Raw genomic sequence first — 17,280 nt, 5'->3', positions numbered from 1 at the left:
AGTCGTTCGGTAAGCTAAGCGCAGGGGAGACGTCCCGCTGAGAAGGGTAAGAAGTGGATAATTAACCTAAATCCTCGTTGGATAAGTAAGTCGCTGTGGTATAATATTGGTTTGATTACCGGGCACAACCTGGTGGGAATTTAATTAATTTAATGATGTGAAAGTAGGGTGTCAAATGGCGACAAGGTCTGGTAACGTGGGCAGTGAGCAAACAAATGCACAGGAACAGATGGTGGCGGGATCCGCCTGGATGACGGCGGGAAGTATTTTCTCGCGGATTCTAGGGGCCGTGTACATTATTCCCTGGAGCATTTGGTTTGGCACCTTTTTCTTACAAGGAAACGCCCTGTACGGGAAAGGCTACAATATTTACAGTTTTTTCCTGATTGCGGCGATTGCCGGGGTTCCCTCGGCGATTGCTAAGCAGGTGGCCCACTATAACGCACTAAACGAATACGGCATCAGTCGTAAACTTTACGGCCGGGGGTTAGTCATTGCCATCGGGACGGGGATCGTTATCGCCGCCTTGCTCTTCTTTGGGGCTCCGCTCTTTACCGGGGGCGATCCGCACTTGGTGCCCGTCTTGCACTCGCTGGCATGGGCGATTCTGATCATTCCGACCATGAGTCTTACGCGGGGGTACTTTCAGGGGTTCCAACAGATGGCCCCCTCGGCAATTTCGCAATTCGTCGAACAGTTAGCGCGGGTCATCTACATGCTGGTAACGGCCTTTCTGATCATGCGTGTCTGGAAGGGCAGTTGGGTCACGGCCGTCTCCCAGTCGACGCTGGCCGCGGCAATCGGGGCGTTATGCGGGCTCTTGATTCTAGGGGTCTACTATTGGCGGCGCCGACGGTACTTCCACTCTCTGGTACGTCAGAGCGATAACGCCTTAGTCGTACCGGCCAAGCAACTCTATAAAGAAATTATCGCCCAAGCGGTGCCTTTCGTGGTCCTCGGGGCCGGTATCACGATCTTTCAATTGATTGACCAATACACCTTCGCGCCCATCATGCATGCCGCTGGCAATTATTCGGCAGCTTACTTGAATGACTTGTTCGCGTTGTTTGGGGTCAATGCCAATAAAATCATTATGATTACGATTTCGTTGGCGTCGGCACTGGCAATCACCGTGGTACCATTACTATCAGAAGCTTATACGCGTGGCAACCAACAAGAAATCTCGGGTCAATTGACGAACGCTTTTTTGATGTTTGAATTCATCATGTTACCGAGTGCCTTGGGAATGTCGGCGGTCGCCCGACCGTTGAACATCGTCTTTTACGGGCACGCCCAAGAAGCGTTGGGCGCCTCGGTACTGGCTTTTTCGTCGTATTTGTCGATTATCTTAGGGCTGTACACGGTGGTATCAGCGTTGATGCAGGGGATTTCGCAAAACCGACGTGCCGTTAAGTACTTCTTGGTGGGGACCGTGGTCAAATTCGTGGTTCAGTGGCCGTTAGTCTACTTCTTAGGGACTTTTGGCCCGCTAGTTGCGACCGGACTCGGATTCTTGGTGACTTGTTACTTGATTATCCATTCGTTGAATTACCAATTTGGCATCAACTATGTGACGATTGCCAAGCGGACTAATGGCATCTTACTTGCTTCATTGATTACCTTTGGTTTGGCTCGTATCGTCGTCGTATTAGGGGGCACGTTCTTGGGAGATAGCCGGGTCATGAGCTTTATCGTGGTGGCCGTGGCGGCCCTTGTGGGCGGATACTTCTATGTCTACACGACGCTGCGTAGCCGGTTGGCCGATGAAGTCTTGGGTCACCGGGCGGCAGTTATTCGCCACCTGTTACGAATTCGTTAGGGGGAATATGGCATGAATTTGGAACGTTACTTGACTGAGCACCATCAGGGAACTCGACGCCAGATTTTTCGGTTACTGCGCCAAGAACGGGTGACCGTCAACGATGCTGTGGCCGTGGCTGGGCATACGACCGTTCAACCACAAGACCGTATCTGTGTGGATGGTTTGGCGGTGACCGGGCGGCAACCCCAATACTTGATTTTCAACCGGCCGTTGGGCTTTCAAAACGACTTGACGCCCACCGTACCGCGCAGTCTTGGTAGCCTGCTCAATGACTTTGACCGGCAGTGGCAGTTAACGGCCTTGGCCGACTTACCTAAGACCGCTACGGGGTTAGTCCTCGCCAGTGACGACTCCCGGTTTGTGAGTGACCTGCAATCGTTGGGCTGGCCCAGTCAGGTGACCGCGCATTTATCCGCGCCCCTCACAGATCTCACGGCGTTACGGTCGGCGGTGGCGTGGCAGAGCTTGACGGCCGAGGTCAAGGCCGTTCAACAGACCACCACCTTAGTGGGGGTGACCCATGATTTGACTGGGGCGTTGACGCAATTCGCGCAACTACCAGGCCTGGTGGGCCCCGTCGCTCGCACGGCGTTTGGTCCGGTCAGCTTACCTGGTGATCTGCCTATGGGGACTTACCGGGGCCTGTTTCCCGCAGAAATCGATGCGTTAGTGGCACCGCTAGACGACGCTGATGCGCCACGTTAACTTAAAGCTAAAACTAAAGCCCGAGTCCATCGCTTGTATACGGTGAATTCGGGCTTTTTATCGGGTGAATCGGTGGTTATTTGGCGGCGTGTTGTTTCATAAACGTTGGTAGCGCGGTTGCAATCTGGTGGGGAAGCACCACGTACTGTGTTTGGGCCAATTCTTCAGCAATTGCGCTGTGGCTGTAGACCGCCGCGAGCACTGCTTGGTCGGTCGGTTTGAACTGGGCGATAAAGCCCCCGACCATGCCGGCCAGCGTATCACCCATACCACCGGTCGCTTGTGCCGGAGTCCCTAGTGGGTTCTCGTAGGTCGCGTTAGCCGTGTAGATTTGGGTGTGATGGGATTTGAGGACCACCGTAGCTTTGAGCTGGTCCACGACGGTCCGGTTAGCGGCTTCGGTCTGGTCGGCAATTTTAACGCCGCTCACGCGTTGCCACTCCATTTGGTGCGGCGTCAGGACCAAGGGAACGTCAGGAAAGTTTAGGTCGTGAGTCGCTACCATGGTCAAGGCTGAACCGTCGACGACGAGCGTTTGCTGAGCTGTAACGAGGCCAAAAACGCGTTTTAAAACGCCAAGTGCCGTGGCGTCGGTCCCCAGACCAGGACCGATGACTACCACATTAGCCCCCTGTACTAATGACGTGAGCAAGTCGCTGTCGTGGTAGTCAGCAAACATGGCTTCTGGCAAGCGGGCATGCAGGCTACCTTGATTGCTGGGGTCGGTGAGGGTCGTTACCAGACCAGCTCCGGCGTAAACGGCGGCGGTGCTAGCCATGATGATGGCGCCACCAAAGTTTTGGTTGCCCCCGATTAAGACGATGTGGCCATAAGTCCCCTTATAACTGTCGGCGGGCCGTTGCCGAATGGTCTGTGGGAGAATATCTGCGGTTAGGGTTTGCATACAAAAAACTCCTTTCAAGTTGAGTCGTGTTTAGTATAGCATGCTAAAAAGTGGAAGTGAAAACGGTCCCTTGGTATGCTAGAATTAACCCTAAAGAGTACGACGATGATGAGCACCAGCAGTTGAGGTGACACCCACAAGGAGGTTTCATTGATGGCAATTGATTGGCAAAATTTAGCACAACAGTATCGTGACGATTACGTGGCCGACTTGAAAACGTTGGTTGGCATCGACAGTTCCCGGGATGATAGTCAGGCGACAGCCGATGCCCCGTTAGGTCCCGGTCCCGCTAAGGCGTTGAACGCCTTTTTAGCTCTAGCTCAACGTGACGGGTTCAAGGTCAAGAATCTCGATAACTTAGCCGGTTACGTGGAATACGGGGAGGGTCCCGAGACGTTGGCCGTTTTGGCCCACGCCGACGTGATGCCGGCCGGCAAGGGTTGGGACACCGACCCGTTTGAATTGACGGCCAAAGACGGTAACCTGTACGGTCGGGGGACTTCCGACGACAAGGGGCCCGCTTTGGCGGCTTACTATGGCTTGAAGATGTTAAAGGACCAAGGCATCAAACCGAAGATGACGATTCGCTTCATCATTGGGACCGACGAGGAAAGTGACTGGACCGGGATGACCCATTATCTAGATAAGGAACCTGCCCCAACCTTGGGCTTCTCTCCCGATGCCGAATTCCCACTGATCAACGGGGAAAAAGGCAACGTGACCTTTGAAACGCACTTCGGCGGCCAAAACGCCGGTGACTTTACGTTACGCGACTTCGAATCAGGTTTGCGGCCCAACATGGTACCGCGAGATGCTCAGGCGACAGTGATCGTTCCGGACCAAGACAAGCTGAAGACCAGTTTTGACATGTTTCTCGCCCACGCGCCGGTCACTGGAGAAGTGACGGCCTTAGCCGACGGGGCCTTACAACTTAACGTCGTCGGTAAGGCCGCTCACGGCATGGAACCGAAAAACGGGATCAATGCCGGGACTTATTTGGCGACCTTTTTGGGTCAGTTCGAGTTCGGCGCCGATTCGGCGGACTTTCTGCATTTATTAGCTAACCAGCTCCATGACGATTCGCGGGCTCACCGGTTAGGGCTGAACTACACGGATAAAGTCATGGGCGATTTGACCATGAATGTTGGGATCATGACCTTTACGGCGGGGGATGCGGGTTTGATCAATACTAACTTCCGCTACCCGACTGGAACTGGGGCCGCGCAAATCTTGGCCGGCCTCAAGCAAGCCACGGCTGACATGACCGTGACCATCGATCAGGGCCGCGAGATGGTGCCGCACTATGTCGACCCAAGCGACCCGCTGGTGACCACGCTGATGGCGGTCTACCGGGAACAGACCGGCGATACCACGGCGCAACCCGAAGTCGTCGGTGGCGGGACCTATGGTCGGTTGATGACTCGTGGTGTGGCTTTTGGGGCTTTATTCCCGGGTACGGCCGACACCATGCACCAGGCCAACGAATTTCAACCGGAAGCCGATTTGTTGAAGGCCATGGCAATCTATGGCCAGGCCATGGCGGAGTTGACCAAATAGCAAGGAGGAAGGACTTATGCCGCAGCAGTATCAACGTATCTTAGTGGGGGTGGACGGCTCGCGGTCGTCACGCCGGGCCGTTGATAAGGCCATTGCGGTGGCCGCCAGAAACCAGGCCCAACTGGTGATTGTGACGGTCATGAGTGGCGGACGATACGTCGGTTTAGGGACCACGGAGGTCGGGTTTGGCTACGTGGACCAACAGGTGATGGACGAATCGCGCCAAAAGTTTAACGAGTTAGTCGAGCACTACCGGCAACGAGCAGAAGATGCCGGCGTGACGGACGTGGTGACTTCTGTATACTACGGGCACGCCAAGGTCGATTTGGCCAAGACTTTACCGCGAGAGTATCAGATCAACTTGATTATGGTCGGCGCCACTGGAGCGAACGTGGTGGAACGCATGATGCTAGGCTCGACGGCTAGCTATATCGTGGCCAACGCAGCTTGTGACGTCTTAGTGGTCCGAACAGATAACCATAACCGCGCGGCAAAATTGAAGCCAGCGGCGTCTGGTCCCCGCAAATAATGAGAATACGTTAAAGTAGGCGCCTTAGCTGGACAACTCGTTCAGCTAAGGCGCCTTTAAGTGGTTTCGACACGAAAAAAGCCTGAGTAACCAGCCCAGACTCGTGAATAAATGACTTTATTAAATTAGAGGCGGTGGATATCCAGGACACTTCCCGTCTTGGCGTCCGCAATAAATTGATACTGAACCAGCTGATCATCTTCGTAGCGGGTGATGCCCCCGTAGTAGACCCGGGTCTTCACGGCAAACTTTTGGAAAGGAACAGTTTGATGTTCAATCCAAGCCCCTTCGATGGGAGATTCTTGACGAAATTGATGTTTAACCTGTTCCAAAATAGTGTCGGGATCCAACCGGGTAAGACCGTTGAACATGCGGGTGATGAAAATGCCCATGATGCCGCCCAGGACTCCGCCGAGACTTAATTGATAAAGTTGACCATTTCTAGCAGTCATACGACCGCCTCCTTAAACGATTGTTTATTGGGCAATGTTACCACCACTTCTACCCTTAGTATAGCAAGGATTGGTCGGAACTGCCCGTAAAAAGTCGAGGTTTTGCGAAAAAATCGCGTTTGTTTTTTTTGAGGTTGAACATAAATGTAATCGGTTACTTTTTATGCTAAGCTTAGTGCGCATAAGTAGCTATTCACACGCTCAACTGAAAGGATGAGATAGTGATGAGACGTTGGGGGACACTATTATTGGTGGGGATGCTTTTGGGAAGCGGTGGTTACGTTCTCGCAACGGGACATAAGGAACCTTGCGTGGCGCAGGCCGTCACGACAACCACAGAGAAACAGGTGACCATTAGTCGTTATGAATTGCCCTATACCCAGCTAGTCGGAACGACGGGAACGCAGAAACTCTATATTTTTCCTGACTCGCCTCAAGTCTTGACGGCCGCTGAAATGGCCGATGACAAGTATCTGGCAGGATTCTCGTATCCGGAAGGCCTCTCCTGGGAAGAGTTGCAAGACATCTATGATCCTTTTTTAGAAGATGATAACGTTCTGAAATATGCTAATGACGAAAACCTGGGCCAATTTTTTTACCGTTATAATTATAACGGTAATGAAGATGAAAGGGAACCTGAATTAACGGAAGAAACCTTAATCAAAGCCTTGCCGTTGCAAGCGTACGAGACGGCCTGGGGGATTAGTCGCGGAACCGAGTATGACCAGGGGACGCTCAGTTTTGCGGACCTACAAGCATATTATCGTCAAAATTTACGCCCCATCATTGAAGAAGTTTTCCGCATCATTCAACCAGATGGGACGTCGCTTGACACAATATTGGGGACGTATGATTGGATATTTTCCACGCCAGAGCGTTTTGAAACACACTTCTTGCCGATTTATTACACAGGGCAGTTAGTGACACCGCAAGGCACCACACCGGAAGTATTGGCGACCCTCGATCCGGAGAAAACGCGGGACCTCACGGCGGCAATTTTAGCGACACCGATGCGTGACTATTTGCATCAACAAAGCAACGGAACCTACCAGTTGGATGGGTTGGCCACTTACGTTGTCATATATGGACTAAACGCAACTGAGACCCCTCAGCCGCCCGTCGTTCCACCGATAGTCCCGGCCAGCCAACCCGTCACGGTGCGGTATCATGATTCAAAGGGAAAATCACTCGCACCTGACCAACACCTAACGGGGGCCTTAGGGACGACTTATCGGACGACGCCAAAGAAAATTGCAGGTTATACACTGAAAAAGACCACGGGCCCCACGACCGGGACCTTTACCACGACCGCTCAAACTGTGACGTACCAGTATACCGCCGCGTCAACGGGGAATACGGGAGACCAAGTGGCTGTTCGTGGCGAGGTGGTTTCGGCCATCCGCCGTATTGGCCTTTACCAGCACCCGACCTTTAAGGCCAGTCAGCGTCGACAGTGGTATGCCAAGAAGCCGCGGCTGCAACGCCCAATGTTTGTGGTTACGGGGTATGCGCGCTCGAACGCTGGCCGGTTGCGGTACCATGTTCGAGACGTGAACCATCATAGTCAAACGGCAGGGCAGACCGGGTACGTGACGGCTAAGGCGACGTATTTGACCCCAACCTACCTGCAGAAACGGCCTAAAGAAGTCACTGTGATCAACCCCCGTGGGGTCAATGGGTATCGCCAACGCAATTTGACGCGCAAGGTGACCCATTACCGTCAGGGCCAAGTTCTACGGGTCAAACGGTTAGTCCAGCACCGGTTGACAACGCGCTTATTATTGACGAATGGGCAGTACGTCACAGCGAACAAGCGCTTGGTCCAAACCAAACGGGTTTCAATGCCGCGTTACCTGCGGATCAAAACGGGTCTCAATCGGTATCAAGATGTGAACTTAACTCGGCGTAACCGACACGTTAAAGCGGGAACCCGGCTAAAAGTTTTGGGTTGGGATTACAGCCATGCGGCGGACTTTAGCCGCGGCAGTACCCTACGTTACCGGGTCAGTGGCGGCTACGTCACGGCCAACCTGAAATGGGTTCAACGGATTGACCGCTAAGGCGGGCGTCAGGGTGCTGACGAAAAGTAAGCAGAATAGTCGACAAGCCGGTTAAAAATGCTATAATGGTTGGCGTATAATTTAAACCTAAACTTAAAAGGAGTGTTGTGTCATGGAACAATTACCTAAGATGTCAGCTGCAGAGTTAAAAGATGTTGTGAAGTCTGGCAAAACCATGCTGTTCTTCTCAGCAACTTGGTGCCCAGATTGCACGTTTATCAAGCCAGCGATGCCAGCGATTGAAGCAGAATACCCCGATTTTAAGTTTGTGGCGGTCGACCGCGATGAAAATATCGATTTGGCTGCTGAATTAAATGTCTTTGGGATTCCCAGCTTCATTGCTTATGCCGATGGGGAAGAAATCGGTCGGTTAGTGAACAAGGATCGCAAGACTAAGGCGGAAGTTGAAACGTTTATCAACGGGTTATCAACTCCCACCGACTAAAAAACCGTTTGAAAGGATCCCGACATGTTAATTGCGAGTTACAATCCCCGTGAGTTAGGGGACACATTGATTGTCATCGTTGCACCAGACGCCGCCGAACAAGCCCATACGGTTCGTGACGGTATTGCGCGGATTTATGATTCTGCCACCGAAAAGACTTTGGGGTACAATTTCTTAGCTGTTTCTAAGATTTTACCGAATTTGACGGGTAACGGCCAAGTCACTTTAACCAGTGACGACGTGGCTGCGTTGAACCAAGCCTTAGAGGACGCCGGGTTTGCTGGCGAATTAGTGGCTGAGACGGATTCCCGCTTCGTGGTGGGGTACGTCAAGACCGCTAAGCCACATCCAGATTCCGATCATTTATTAGTGACCGAAACGGTGGTCGATCATGACCAGACCGTCCAAATCGTGAGTGGCTCACCGAACATGCAGGCCGACATTAAAGTTGTCGTGGCCAAGGTCGGTGCCATGATGCCCAACGGCGCTATCATTTGGCCAGGTGAGTTACGCGGTGTGGCCAGTGACGGAATGATCTGTTCCGGCCGGGAATTAGGGTTAGCTAACGCGCCCCAACGTCCTGGTGCCCTGATTTTACCGGACGATTACCAAGTCGGGGAGGCGTTTGACTTCGACCGGGGTCAAACGATTTTCACCACCGCCACAACTAACTAATCTTGTGGTGGCCAACCATCTAAGAAAAGGTTGCGAAAGCGGGTCAGGCCTTGTCGCCGACCCGCTTTTTTGTGTACAATAGGGAAGATTAGCAACCTAATGAGTTTGCCAATGATCGAGGGATTGGGGGGTTTTAGCCCGCGGTCCCCGTAGAAATCAAATTTAACGTCTCGTTTAACGTTGAGGAGGCAATGTAATATGGATCACTATGATGGGCCGGCGTTTTACCGTAAATTTCCGGTGACACCGAACTCTAAAGCACCCGTAGATCCGCTAAGTGACCGGGCGGCGGCACAGGTCGAACGCCGCCAAAAACAAAATGCGCGGACCCAGCGCGAAGCCGAGGCGGCCCACGCGGCGGTTAAAAGTCTGCGAACGACCACGACACCAGCACAGCCAAAGAAGACTGGCAACGGTACCATGTCCAGCGGTAATTATCGCCCGTTTCAGGTGACGGAATTGCCCCGGCAACTCCATTGGCTGGCCCAACCCGGGGTCACCCGACAGCAACATTATCAAAAATTAATTCAACAGTTACATAAACCCTTAGAGACTTTCTTTCGCTTTGCCCGTCCGGGTGAGGTCGTAACGCCTAGTTCGGCAGCGGCCACGGTGGTCTTTACACCGCAAAAGGCGCCAGCATCTACCGCCAAGTCACCGGCGACCCCAGCGTCAAGCTCGGCTAGTCAAGGTCAGGTGGCGGAAACGCCGGCAGTCAGTGACATGAGCAGTGCAGCGAGTTCAGCCGTGACACCAAGCGACTCATCTGAAGCGTCTCAAGTGCCAAGTTCGGCCCAACCGGCGTCCCAAGCGGTAGCAGAGCCAGCGCCGACCGAGATCTTCTATCCCGAAGCGGCAAGTGTCGCTTCGGCGCCAGAGCAGACGACTCCTAGTGAAACTGCGTCGACAAGCACCGCTACTAGTCAAGTCGCCAGTCGGCCAGTCGATTCCGGAGATTATTTACCCGTTGGTACGCCGAAGAGTGTCCCCACCACGCCGGCCGTAGCCGCTACGACGTCCCAAACTAGTACGGCAACTTTGGCGGACGCCAAGCGGGTCACGTCCCAAACGGTTGACGCGCCCGCTACAGCAGCATCACCTTCGACGGAAGATACTGACGTGAACCGCCTCCTGGACCGTGCAACGACACCGATGACTTCTGGCGTTGCCTCCGAGAAAGTTACTTCTCAGGTGGCTATGTCATCGCATGCGGCGAGTCAGGTGACCCCGGCAACGACCACATCGGTTGAGTCAGCAACGGCTGCTCAACCACAATCGCAAGCAGCGCCTCAACCGAAACCCAAACCCAAGGCCAAGCCGAGTCGAGGCCTTGGGCACTCCTTAGGGGATATCATGCAAGAGGAAGGCAATGAACAACGCAACTTGGCGTTGTTCACCGATACGCCCACACCACAACCCCAAACTGATGTCGAGACCAGTGACCGGGGGTACCATTTCCCCGATTTGAAGCTGTTGCCGAAACCAGTGGTGCCTGATGAGCAAGCCCTCGACGATTGGATTCAGCACCAGGGTGAGGTCTTAGACGCGACTTTGGCGGCTTTCCACGTCGACGCGCACGTGACCGACTGGACAATTGGGCCCACGGTCACGCAATTTCAGATTAGTCTGGCGCTGGGGGTCAAAGTCAATAAAATCACGAATTTAAACGATGACTTGAAACGAGCGTTAGCAGCCAAGGATATCCGGATTGAAGCCCCAATTCCGGGGAAGACCACGGTCGGCATCGAGATTCCGAACCTGAAGTCGCGCCCGGTCATGCTATCAGAAATCTTAAATGCACCAGCCTTCAAACAAAGCGAGTCACCATTGACGGTTGCCTTGGGGGTCGACCTCTTCGGCAAGCCGCAAGTGACCGATTTGCGTAAGATGCCCCACGGTTTGATTGCCGGGGCGACTGGTTCCGGGAAAAGTGTCTTCATCAACTCGCTTCTGGTCTCGATTCTCTACAAGGCCACGCCGCAACAGGTCAAGCTATTGTTGATTGACCCTAAGGCCGTCGAAATGGCCCCGTATGACGGGTTACCGCATTTGCTGTCTCCCGTTATCTCGGACCCGAAAGCTGCTGCGGCGGCTTTGAAGTGGGTCGTCACGGAAATGGATCAACGTTACGAGAAGCTGGCTGCGGCTGGGGTCCGCAACATCGAGCAGTTCAATGACCGGGCGGACGCCAACGACGAACCCAGCTTGAAGATGCCGTACATCGTCATCGTGATCGATGAATTAGCCGACTTGATGATGGCGGCCAGTGAGGTCCAAGACTATATCGTCCGCATTACTCAAAAGGCCCGGGCGGCGGGGATTCACCTGTTAGTAGCCACCCAACGACCGAGTGTCGATATTGTCACGGGGACCATCAAGAACAACATTCCCACTCGGATTGCTTTCACGGTCTCCAGTCAGGTCGATTCCCGCACGATTTTGGATACCACTGGTGCCGAAAGCCTACTTGGCCGCGGAGATATGCTGTACCTGGGCAACGGGGCCAGCCAACCAATGCGCTTACAAGGCGCTTACGTGGAGGCCGAAGTCGATCGGGTCACCGATTTCGTTCGAACCCAAGGGACGCCGCACTATGCCTTTGAACCTAACGGCTTGTTGAAAAAAGAAACGACTGAAGAGAACCAAGACGAGTTGTTGCCCAAGGTCTTGGACTATATCGCCAAGGAGAAGACGGTCTCAACGTCGAAACTCCAGCGGGTCTTTTCCATTGGGTACAACCGGGCCGCCAATCTGATTGACGACTTGGAGCAACACCATTATGTGTCTCCCCAACATGGATCTAAACCCCGGGAAGTGTACTTGACCCCGGATGACTTAGGCAAGCAGTTACCTGAGCCGCATGACCAGAGTGCGCCATATTCATCTTAAAATGAATAGTCCTCATTACCATTCCAGTATGAGTTCTTTTATGGGGGTAGGGGATATGCTAAAATGGAGACAGAGCGACTCGTCATGGAGCTTTAGGGATTAGAGTTAAACCGAGTTGAGTAGAAAAGAGGATCATTTAATGGATAAAGCAACGGTGTACCATTTTGTCGGAATTAAAGGATCAGGGATGAGTGCCCTTGCCCTGATTTTACATGATAAGGGCTTCAAGGTTCAGGGGTCGGACATCACGCAATACACGTTCACCCAGCGAGGCTTGGAACAGGCTAAAATCAAGGTGTTACCGTTTGATGAAGCTAACATCCATGAGGGGTTGACGGTCATTGCCGGGAACTCCTTCACGGATGACCATCCTGAAATCAAAAAGGCCCGGGCGATGGGGTTACCCGTCTATCGCTACCACGAATTCTTGGGTCACTTAATTGAAGGTTATACCAGTATCGGTGTTGCCGGGGCCCACGGAAAGACCAGCACCACGGGGCTTTTATCCCACGTTTTGAGTGGCGTGGCCCCAACGTCTTATCTGATTGGTGATGGGACCGGGAAGGGGACGCCCAACGCGCGCTTCTTTGTTTACGAAGCCGATGAATACCGGCGCCACTTCCTGGCAACGAAGCCGGATTACGCCATCATGACCAATATCGACTTTGACCACCCGGACTACTACAAGGGAATCGATGACGTCTACAACGCTTTCGAAACTTGGGCGAACCAGGTCAAGAAGGGCATCTTTGCTTGGGGCGATGATCCCGAGCTGCGGAAGTTAAAGACCGACGTGCCAGTCTATTACTATGGAACTAACGACCGGGACGATTTCCAGGCTAAAAACATCAAGCGCTCCACGACTGGGTCGAATTTCGACGTTTACCATGACGGTGAGTTGCTGGGGAACTTCGAGATTCACTTGTTCGGGGAACACAACGTGCTGAACAGTCTGGCGGTCATTGCCGTGGCGTACTTCGAAAAGGTCAACATGGACGAAATCAAGCATGAATTGGCCGACTTCAAGGGCGTTAAACGCCGGTTCACGGAACGTAAAGTCGCTGATATGACCATCATTGATGACTATGCGCACCACCCGTCCGAAATCAAGGCGACGTTGGACGCCGCCCGGCAAAAGTATCCGGATAAAGAGATTATCGCGGTCTTCCAGCCGCACACCTTTAGCCGGACCATTGCGCTGATGGACGACTTCGCTAAGAGTCTGAACTTAGCTGACAAGGTCTATTTGACCAACATCTTTAGTTCGGCCCGGGAAACCAAGGGCGCCGTCTCCAGCAAGGACTTGGCCGCTAAGATTTCTAAGGGTGGTGAGATCCTCACGGTCGACAACATGTCGCCATTATTGGATTACCACGATGCCGTGGCCGTCTTCATGGGCGCCGGGGATGTTCAGAAGTACGAACGGGCTTATGAAGAGTTATTGAGTCATCTTTCCTTAAAGAATAATTAAGTTCTGACGCGTTCAAGGTAATCGTCGTTGGAAACAAACCGGCAAGAGCCGGGACCAAAGGGCTTGGGCGTGATGTCGAAGTCCTTTTGGGGTCTGTCAATCGAAGGACCTGGTCTAGATAGATTATTGGCTCTTTGTGATTAGATTTGGTAAAATAGATTCTAGTAAACTAAACAAGTAGTTACTTAAAGTTAGTAACTAAGTCGGGAATTGATTTGAAAGAAGGAGCGTTATATGAATAATTTTCAACAACAGCCCCAGGAAACGATTAATACCCAGGTCGGCCTGAACGCCTTTTTGACCCGGATGTTCGGCTGGATGGGGGCTTCAGTGTTAGTTTCAGCGTTGACTGCCTACCTGATGGTGGCCAACCAGGTTCAATTAGGTAACGGGGGCATGTTAGTGGCCCTCATCGTCTGGTTCATCTTGCCGTTCGTCATCACGGGACAATCCCTGAAGCGGCCGACGACCGCGATTGTCGGCTTAATGGTCTACGCGGTCTTGACCGGGGCGGTTGTGTCCATGTACGCTTACGTCTACACCGGTCAGGCTATCGGGGGCGCCTTTGTTTCCAGTGCGGCTGTCTTCCTCACGATGGCCACCATCGGGTTGACCACCAAGAAGGACCTCTCCCGTATCGGGACGCAAGCGACGGCGGCCTTGATTGGGTTGCTGGTCGCCATGGTCATCAACCTCTTCTTGAAGAGTAGTGGCTTGGCCTTGATCTTCTCGTTCATCGCCGTGATTATCTTCTCGGCCTTGACCGCTTGGGACACCCAAAAGATGCAAAAGCTCTACTTGCACTACGGAGACCAGGTTTCCATGACGGGACTCGCGATTAACGGGGCCTTACAATTGTACCTGGACTTCGTCAACTTATTCTTACAACTCTTACAAATCTTTGGCATGTTTGGTGGCAGTCGCGACTAACACCGCCAATGCTAAACTTGGGAGTCTGAGCGTAATGCTTGGACTCCTTTTATTTGCACCGATGTGGTACTTGATGATAGAAACGCAGCTTTGGTTTCAGTACCGGCGGATTTTTGGTAAAATAGACCCAGATTAGACGAACGCGGTGGGCGGTTTAGCCGCGTGAAAGGAGCCCATTATGGCGGAAAAACGATTATTATTGATCGACGGGAACAGTGTTGCCTTTAAGGCCTTTTTTGCCCTGTACAATTCTTTAGGCCGATTCACGAACGGTGAGGGGTTGCATACCAACGCCATTTACGGCTTTAACACGATGCTCGAAACGATGCTGAAAAACGTGGACCCGACCCACGTGCTGGTGGCATTTGACGCCGGTAAAGTCACGTTTCGGACTAAAATGTACGATGATTATAAGGGGGGCCGGGCCAAGACGGCACCGGAACTCTCCGAACAATTTCCTTACCTGAAAAAATTATTGGCGGCTCGCGGCATCAAGACTTATGAGCTGAAAAATTACGAAGCCGATGACATTATCGGCACCACGGCCAAGCGGGCGGAAGACGCCGGTTTTGCCACCACCATCGTTACGGGGGACCGGGATCTGACCCAGTTGGCCAACGACCAAACCACGGTCGCCGTCTCCAAAAAAGGCGTTAGCGAGGTCGAACGCTATACCCCAGCCTACGTGACCGAAAAGATGGGCGTGACCCCCGAACAGATTATCGATATCAAGGGTCTGCAAGGCGATAACTCGGATAATTATCCGGGCGTGACCGGTGTGGGACCCAAGCGGGCGGTCGACTTGATCGATAAGTACGGCAGTGTCGAGGGCGTTTACGAGCACATCGACGACATCACCGCTAAAAAACTCAAGGAACACCTGATTGCGGATCACGACAACGCCTTATTGTCCAAGAAATTGGCGACGATTGACCGGAATGCGCCGGTCGAACTGACGCTGGATGATTTGGTCTATCAGGGCCCGGATACGGATGCGTTAGTGGCCTTTTACCAGGAGATGGGGTTTCGGACCTTCCTCAAGAAACTCTCCGTCGACGGGGAGACGCCCAGTGCAGTGACTGGCTTACAGCCGATTGACTACACCGAATTAACGGCGGACAACTTGGACCAGATCAACCTCGGCGATAGTTGTGCCTTTTATTTGGAACTCGATGGCGACAACTACCACTTGGTCGACTTTGCTGGGTTCGTGATTGGCACGGACGACCAATGGTGGGTCAGCCGCGATGTCCACTTGCTAGAGCAGGCGCCATTAAAAGCGGCTTTGGAAGACACTAAGGTCTCTAAACAGGTCTTTGATGCCAAGCGGACTTATGTGGGGTTGAATCGGTTAGGCATTACCTTACGCGGCGTTGACGGTGACCTCCTGTTAGCCTCGTATCTGTTGAACACCTACGATAACAGTAACGACTTGGGCCGAGTGGCGGCTGAACACGGCTACGATCAGGTTGAGACCGACGAGGACGTGTACGGCCGTGGCGCCAAACGGACGATTCCAACGGATGATACGGTCTTCTTCACCCATTTGGCCCGCAAAGCCCGGGCTATCGAGCATTTACGGACGCAATTGTTCAACGATCTCGAGGAAAATGATCAGGTCAAGCTTTACCGTGAAATCGAGCTCCCGATGACCTTCGTGCTAGCCCGGATGGAGATTGCCGGCATCACGGTCGATGCCGATGAATTGCGGGCGATGGGCAGTAAATTCAGTGAACAACTAGCTGAAATCGAACAAACGATTTATAACGAGGCCGGCGAAGAATTCAACATTGGGTCTCCTAAGCAGTTGGGCAAGATTTTGTTCGAAAAAATGGGCTTACCCGTCATCAAGAAGACCAAGACCGGTTATTCGACGGCCGTGGGCGTGTTGGAGAAGTTGGCGGCGGAAGCCCCAATCGCCGAAAACATTTTGAAGTACCGGAAGATTTCGAAGATTCAGTCGACCTACGTGGAAGGCCTCTTGAAGGTTATCCATCCCGACGATCACAAGGTTCACACTCGTTATTTACAGACGTTGACCCAAACGGGCCGGTTGTCGTCCGTGGACCCGAATTTGCAAAACATTCCGGTCCGCAGTGCGGAAGGTAAGGCGATTCGCAAGGCCTTCGTCCCCCGGCATAAGGGCTGGCAGATCTTTTCGTCCGATTACTCGCAGATTGAACTGCGGGTCCTAGCTCACATGAGTCATGACGAGAATATGCAAGAGGCCTTTCGTGAGGGCCAGGATATCCACGCGGCAACGGCCCGACGGATCTTTAAGCTAGGCCCCGACGAAGAAGTGACGCCCAACATTCGGCGACAGGCCAAGGCCGTTAACTTTGGAATCGTCTACGGCATCAGTGATTTTGGGTTGTCACAAAACATTGGCATTTCGCGCCAACAGGCGAAACGCTTTATCGACACCTATTTCCAGGAGTATCCGGGCGTCAAGGCTTACACGGAACGAATGGTCCAATTAGCCCACGACCAGGGGTATGTGGAGACCATCGCCCATCGGCGCCGGTATTTACCAGACATCAACTCACGCAACTTCAACCAGCGCTCGTTTGCCGAGCGCACGGCGATGAACACACCGATTCAAGGAAGTGCCGCGGACATCATCAAGATTGCGATGATTCGGATGGAAGATGCCATCAAAGACCTGCAGGCGACCATGTTGCTCCAAGTCCACGATGAGTTGATTTTCGAAGCACCGGCTGAAGAAATGGCGACCTTGGAAAAGTTGGTCCCGAAGATTATGGATTCAGCTGTGGATTTGGAAATCCCGTTGAATGTCGAAAGCCATTACGGCCCGACCTGGTTTGATTTGAAATAGGCGGA

13 protein-coding genes are annotated in these 17,280 nt (G+C 52.9%); 11 read left to right on the top strand and 2 right to left on the bottom strand.

Going from position 1 to position 17,280, the window contains the following annotated elements; genetic code table 11:
* The first annotated feature begins 175 nt into the window (after positions 1-175).
* Positions 176-1,819: a putative polysaccharide biosynthesis protein gene (locus DXH47_RS03585; RefSeq protein WP_129031716.1), complete on the top strand. Its 1,644-nt coding sequence runs from the start codon at positions 176-178 to the stop codon at positions 1,817-1,819.
* A gap of 12 nt (positions 1,820-1,831) precedes the next feature.
* Entirely contained in the window at positions 1,832-2,527 is a 696-nt protein-coding gene (locus DXH47_RS03580; RefSeq protein ID WP_129031715.1) for a pseudouridine synthase domain-containing protein, read from the top strand.
* Between the two features lie 76 nt (positions 2,528-2,603).
* Here the strand turns inward: DXH47_RS03580 and DXH47_RS03575 are convergent, their stop codons facing one another.
* Positions 2,604-3,431, bottom strand: coding sequence for an NAD(P)H-hydrate dehydratase (locus DXH47_RS03575; protein WP_129031714.1), 828 nt, complete (start codon positions 3,429-3,431; stop codon positions 2,604-2,606).
* 153 nt (positions 3,432-3,584) lie between these two features.
* On the opposite strand from DXH47_RS03575, the gene pepV reads away from it, so the two are divergent.
* Both pepV and DXH47_RS03565 read left to right on the top strand, forming a co-directional pair.
* Complete coding sequence (pepV, locus tag DXH47_RS03570) at positions 3,585-4,988, top strand: dipeptidase PepV (RefSeq protein WP_129031713.1); 1,404 nt, start codon at positions 3,585-3,587, stop codon at positions 4,986-4,988.
* Positions 4,989-5,004: 16 nt separating this feature from the next.
* On the top strand, positions 5,005-5,517 hold the full coding sequence (locus tag DXH47_RS03565) for a universal stress protein (RefSeq protein WP_129031712.1): 513 nt from the start codon (positions 5,005-5,007) through the stop codon (positions 5,515-5,517).
* Between the two features lie 125 nt (positions 5,518-5,642).
* Here the strand turns inward: DXH47_RS03565 and DXH47_RS03560 are convergent, their stop codons facing one another.
* On the bottom strand, positions 5,643-5,969 hold the full coding sequence (locus DXH47_RS03560) for a PepSY domain-containing protein (protein WP_129031711.1): 327 nt from the start codon (positions 5,967-5,969) through the stop codon (positions 5,643-5,645).
* 224 nt (positions 5,970-6,193) lie between these two features.
* On the opposite strand from DXH47_RS03560, the gene DXH47_RS03555 reads away from it, so the two are divergent.
* The 7 genes from DXH47_RS03555 (at position 6,194) to polA (ending at position 17,275) form a co-directional block, all read left to right on the top strand.
* The gene (locus tag DXH47_RS03555; protein ID WP_129031710.1) at positions 6,194-8,029 is read left to right on the top strand and encodes a DUF5776 domain-containing protein; all 1,836 of its coding nucleotides are present in this window, start codon (positions 6,194-6,196) and stop codon (positions 8,027-8,029) included.
* A gap of 112 nt (positions 8,030-8,141) precedes the next feature.
* The gene (locus tag DXH47_RS03550; protein WP_129031709.1) at positions 8,142-8,474 is read left to right on the top strand and encodes a thioredoxin family protein; all 333 of its coding nucleotides are present in this window, start codon (positions 8,142-8,144) and stop codon (positions 8,472-8,474) included.
* A gap of 24 nt (positions 8,475-8,498) precedes the next feature.
* Entirely contained in the window at positions 8,499-9,149 is a 651-nt protein-coding gene (gene ytpR / locus DXH47_RS03545; protein WP_129031708.1) for a YtpR family tRNA-binding protein, read from the top strand.
* 198 nt (positions 9,150-9,347) lie between these two features.
* Positions 9,348-12,038 (top strand): DNA translocase FtsK, encoded by a 2,691-nt coding sequence (locus DXH47_RS03540; protein WP_129031707.1) that lies wholly within the window; start codon positions 9,348-9,350, stop codon positions 12,036-12,038.
* 139 nt (positions 12,039-12,177) lie between these two features.
* Positions 12,178-13,509, top strand: a complete 1,332-nt coding sequence (murC, locus tag DXH47_RS03535) for a UDP-N-acetylmuramate--L-alanine ligase (protein WP_129031706.1) — start codon at positions 12,178-12,180, stop codon at positions 13,507-13,509.
* A 234-nt stretch (positions 13,510-13,743) separates the two neighbouring features.
* Positions 13,744-14,439 (top strand): Bax inhibitor-1/YccA family protein, encoded by a 696-nt coding sequence (locus DXH47_RS03530; RefSeq protein ID WP_129031705.1) that lies wholly within the window; start codon positions 13,744-13,746, stop codon positions 14,437-14,439.
* Between the two features lie 178 nt (positions 14,440-14,617).
* On the top strand, positions 14,618-17,275 hold the full coding sequence (gene polA / locus DXH47_RS03525; RefSeq protein ID WP_129031704.1) for a DNA polymerase I: 2,658 nt from the start codon (positions 14,618-14,620) through the stop codon (positions 17,273-17,275).
* The last annotated feature ends 5 nt before the right edge of the window (positions 17,276-17,280 follow it).

This window comes from Levilactobacillus suantsaii (assembly GCF_004115745.1).
Classification (GTDB): Bacteria; Bacillota; Bacilli; order Lactobacillales; family Lactobacillaceae; genus Levilactobacillus; species Levilactobacillus suantsaii.
Note: the sequence above shows the minus strand (reverse complement) of the source record. Positions and strands in the feature narration are given on the sequence as shown.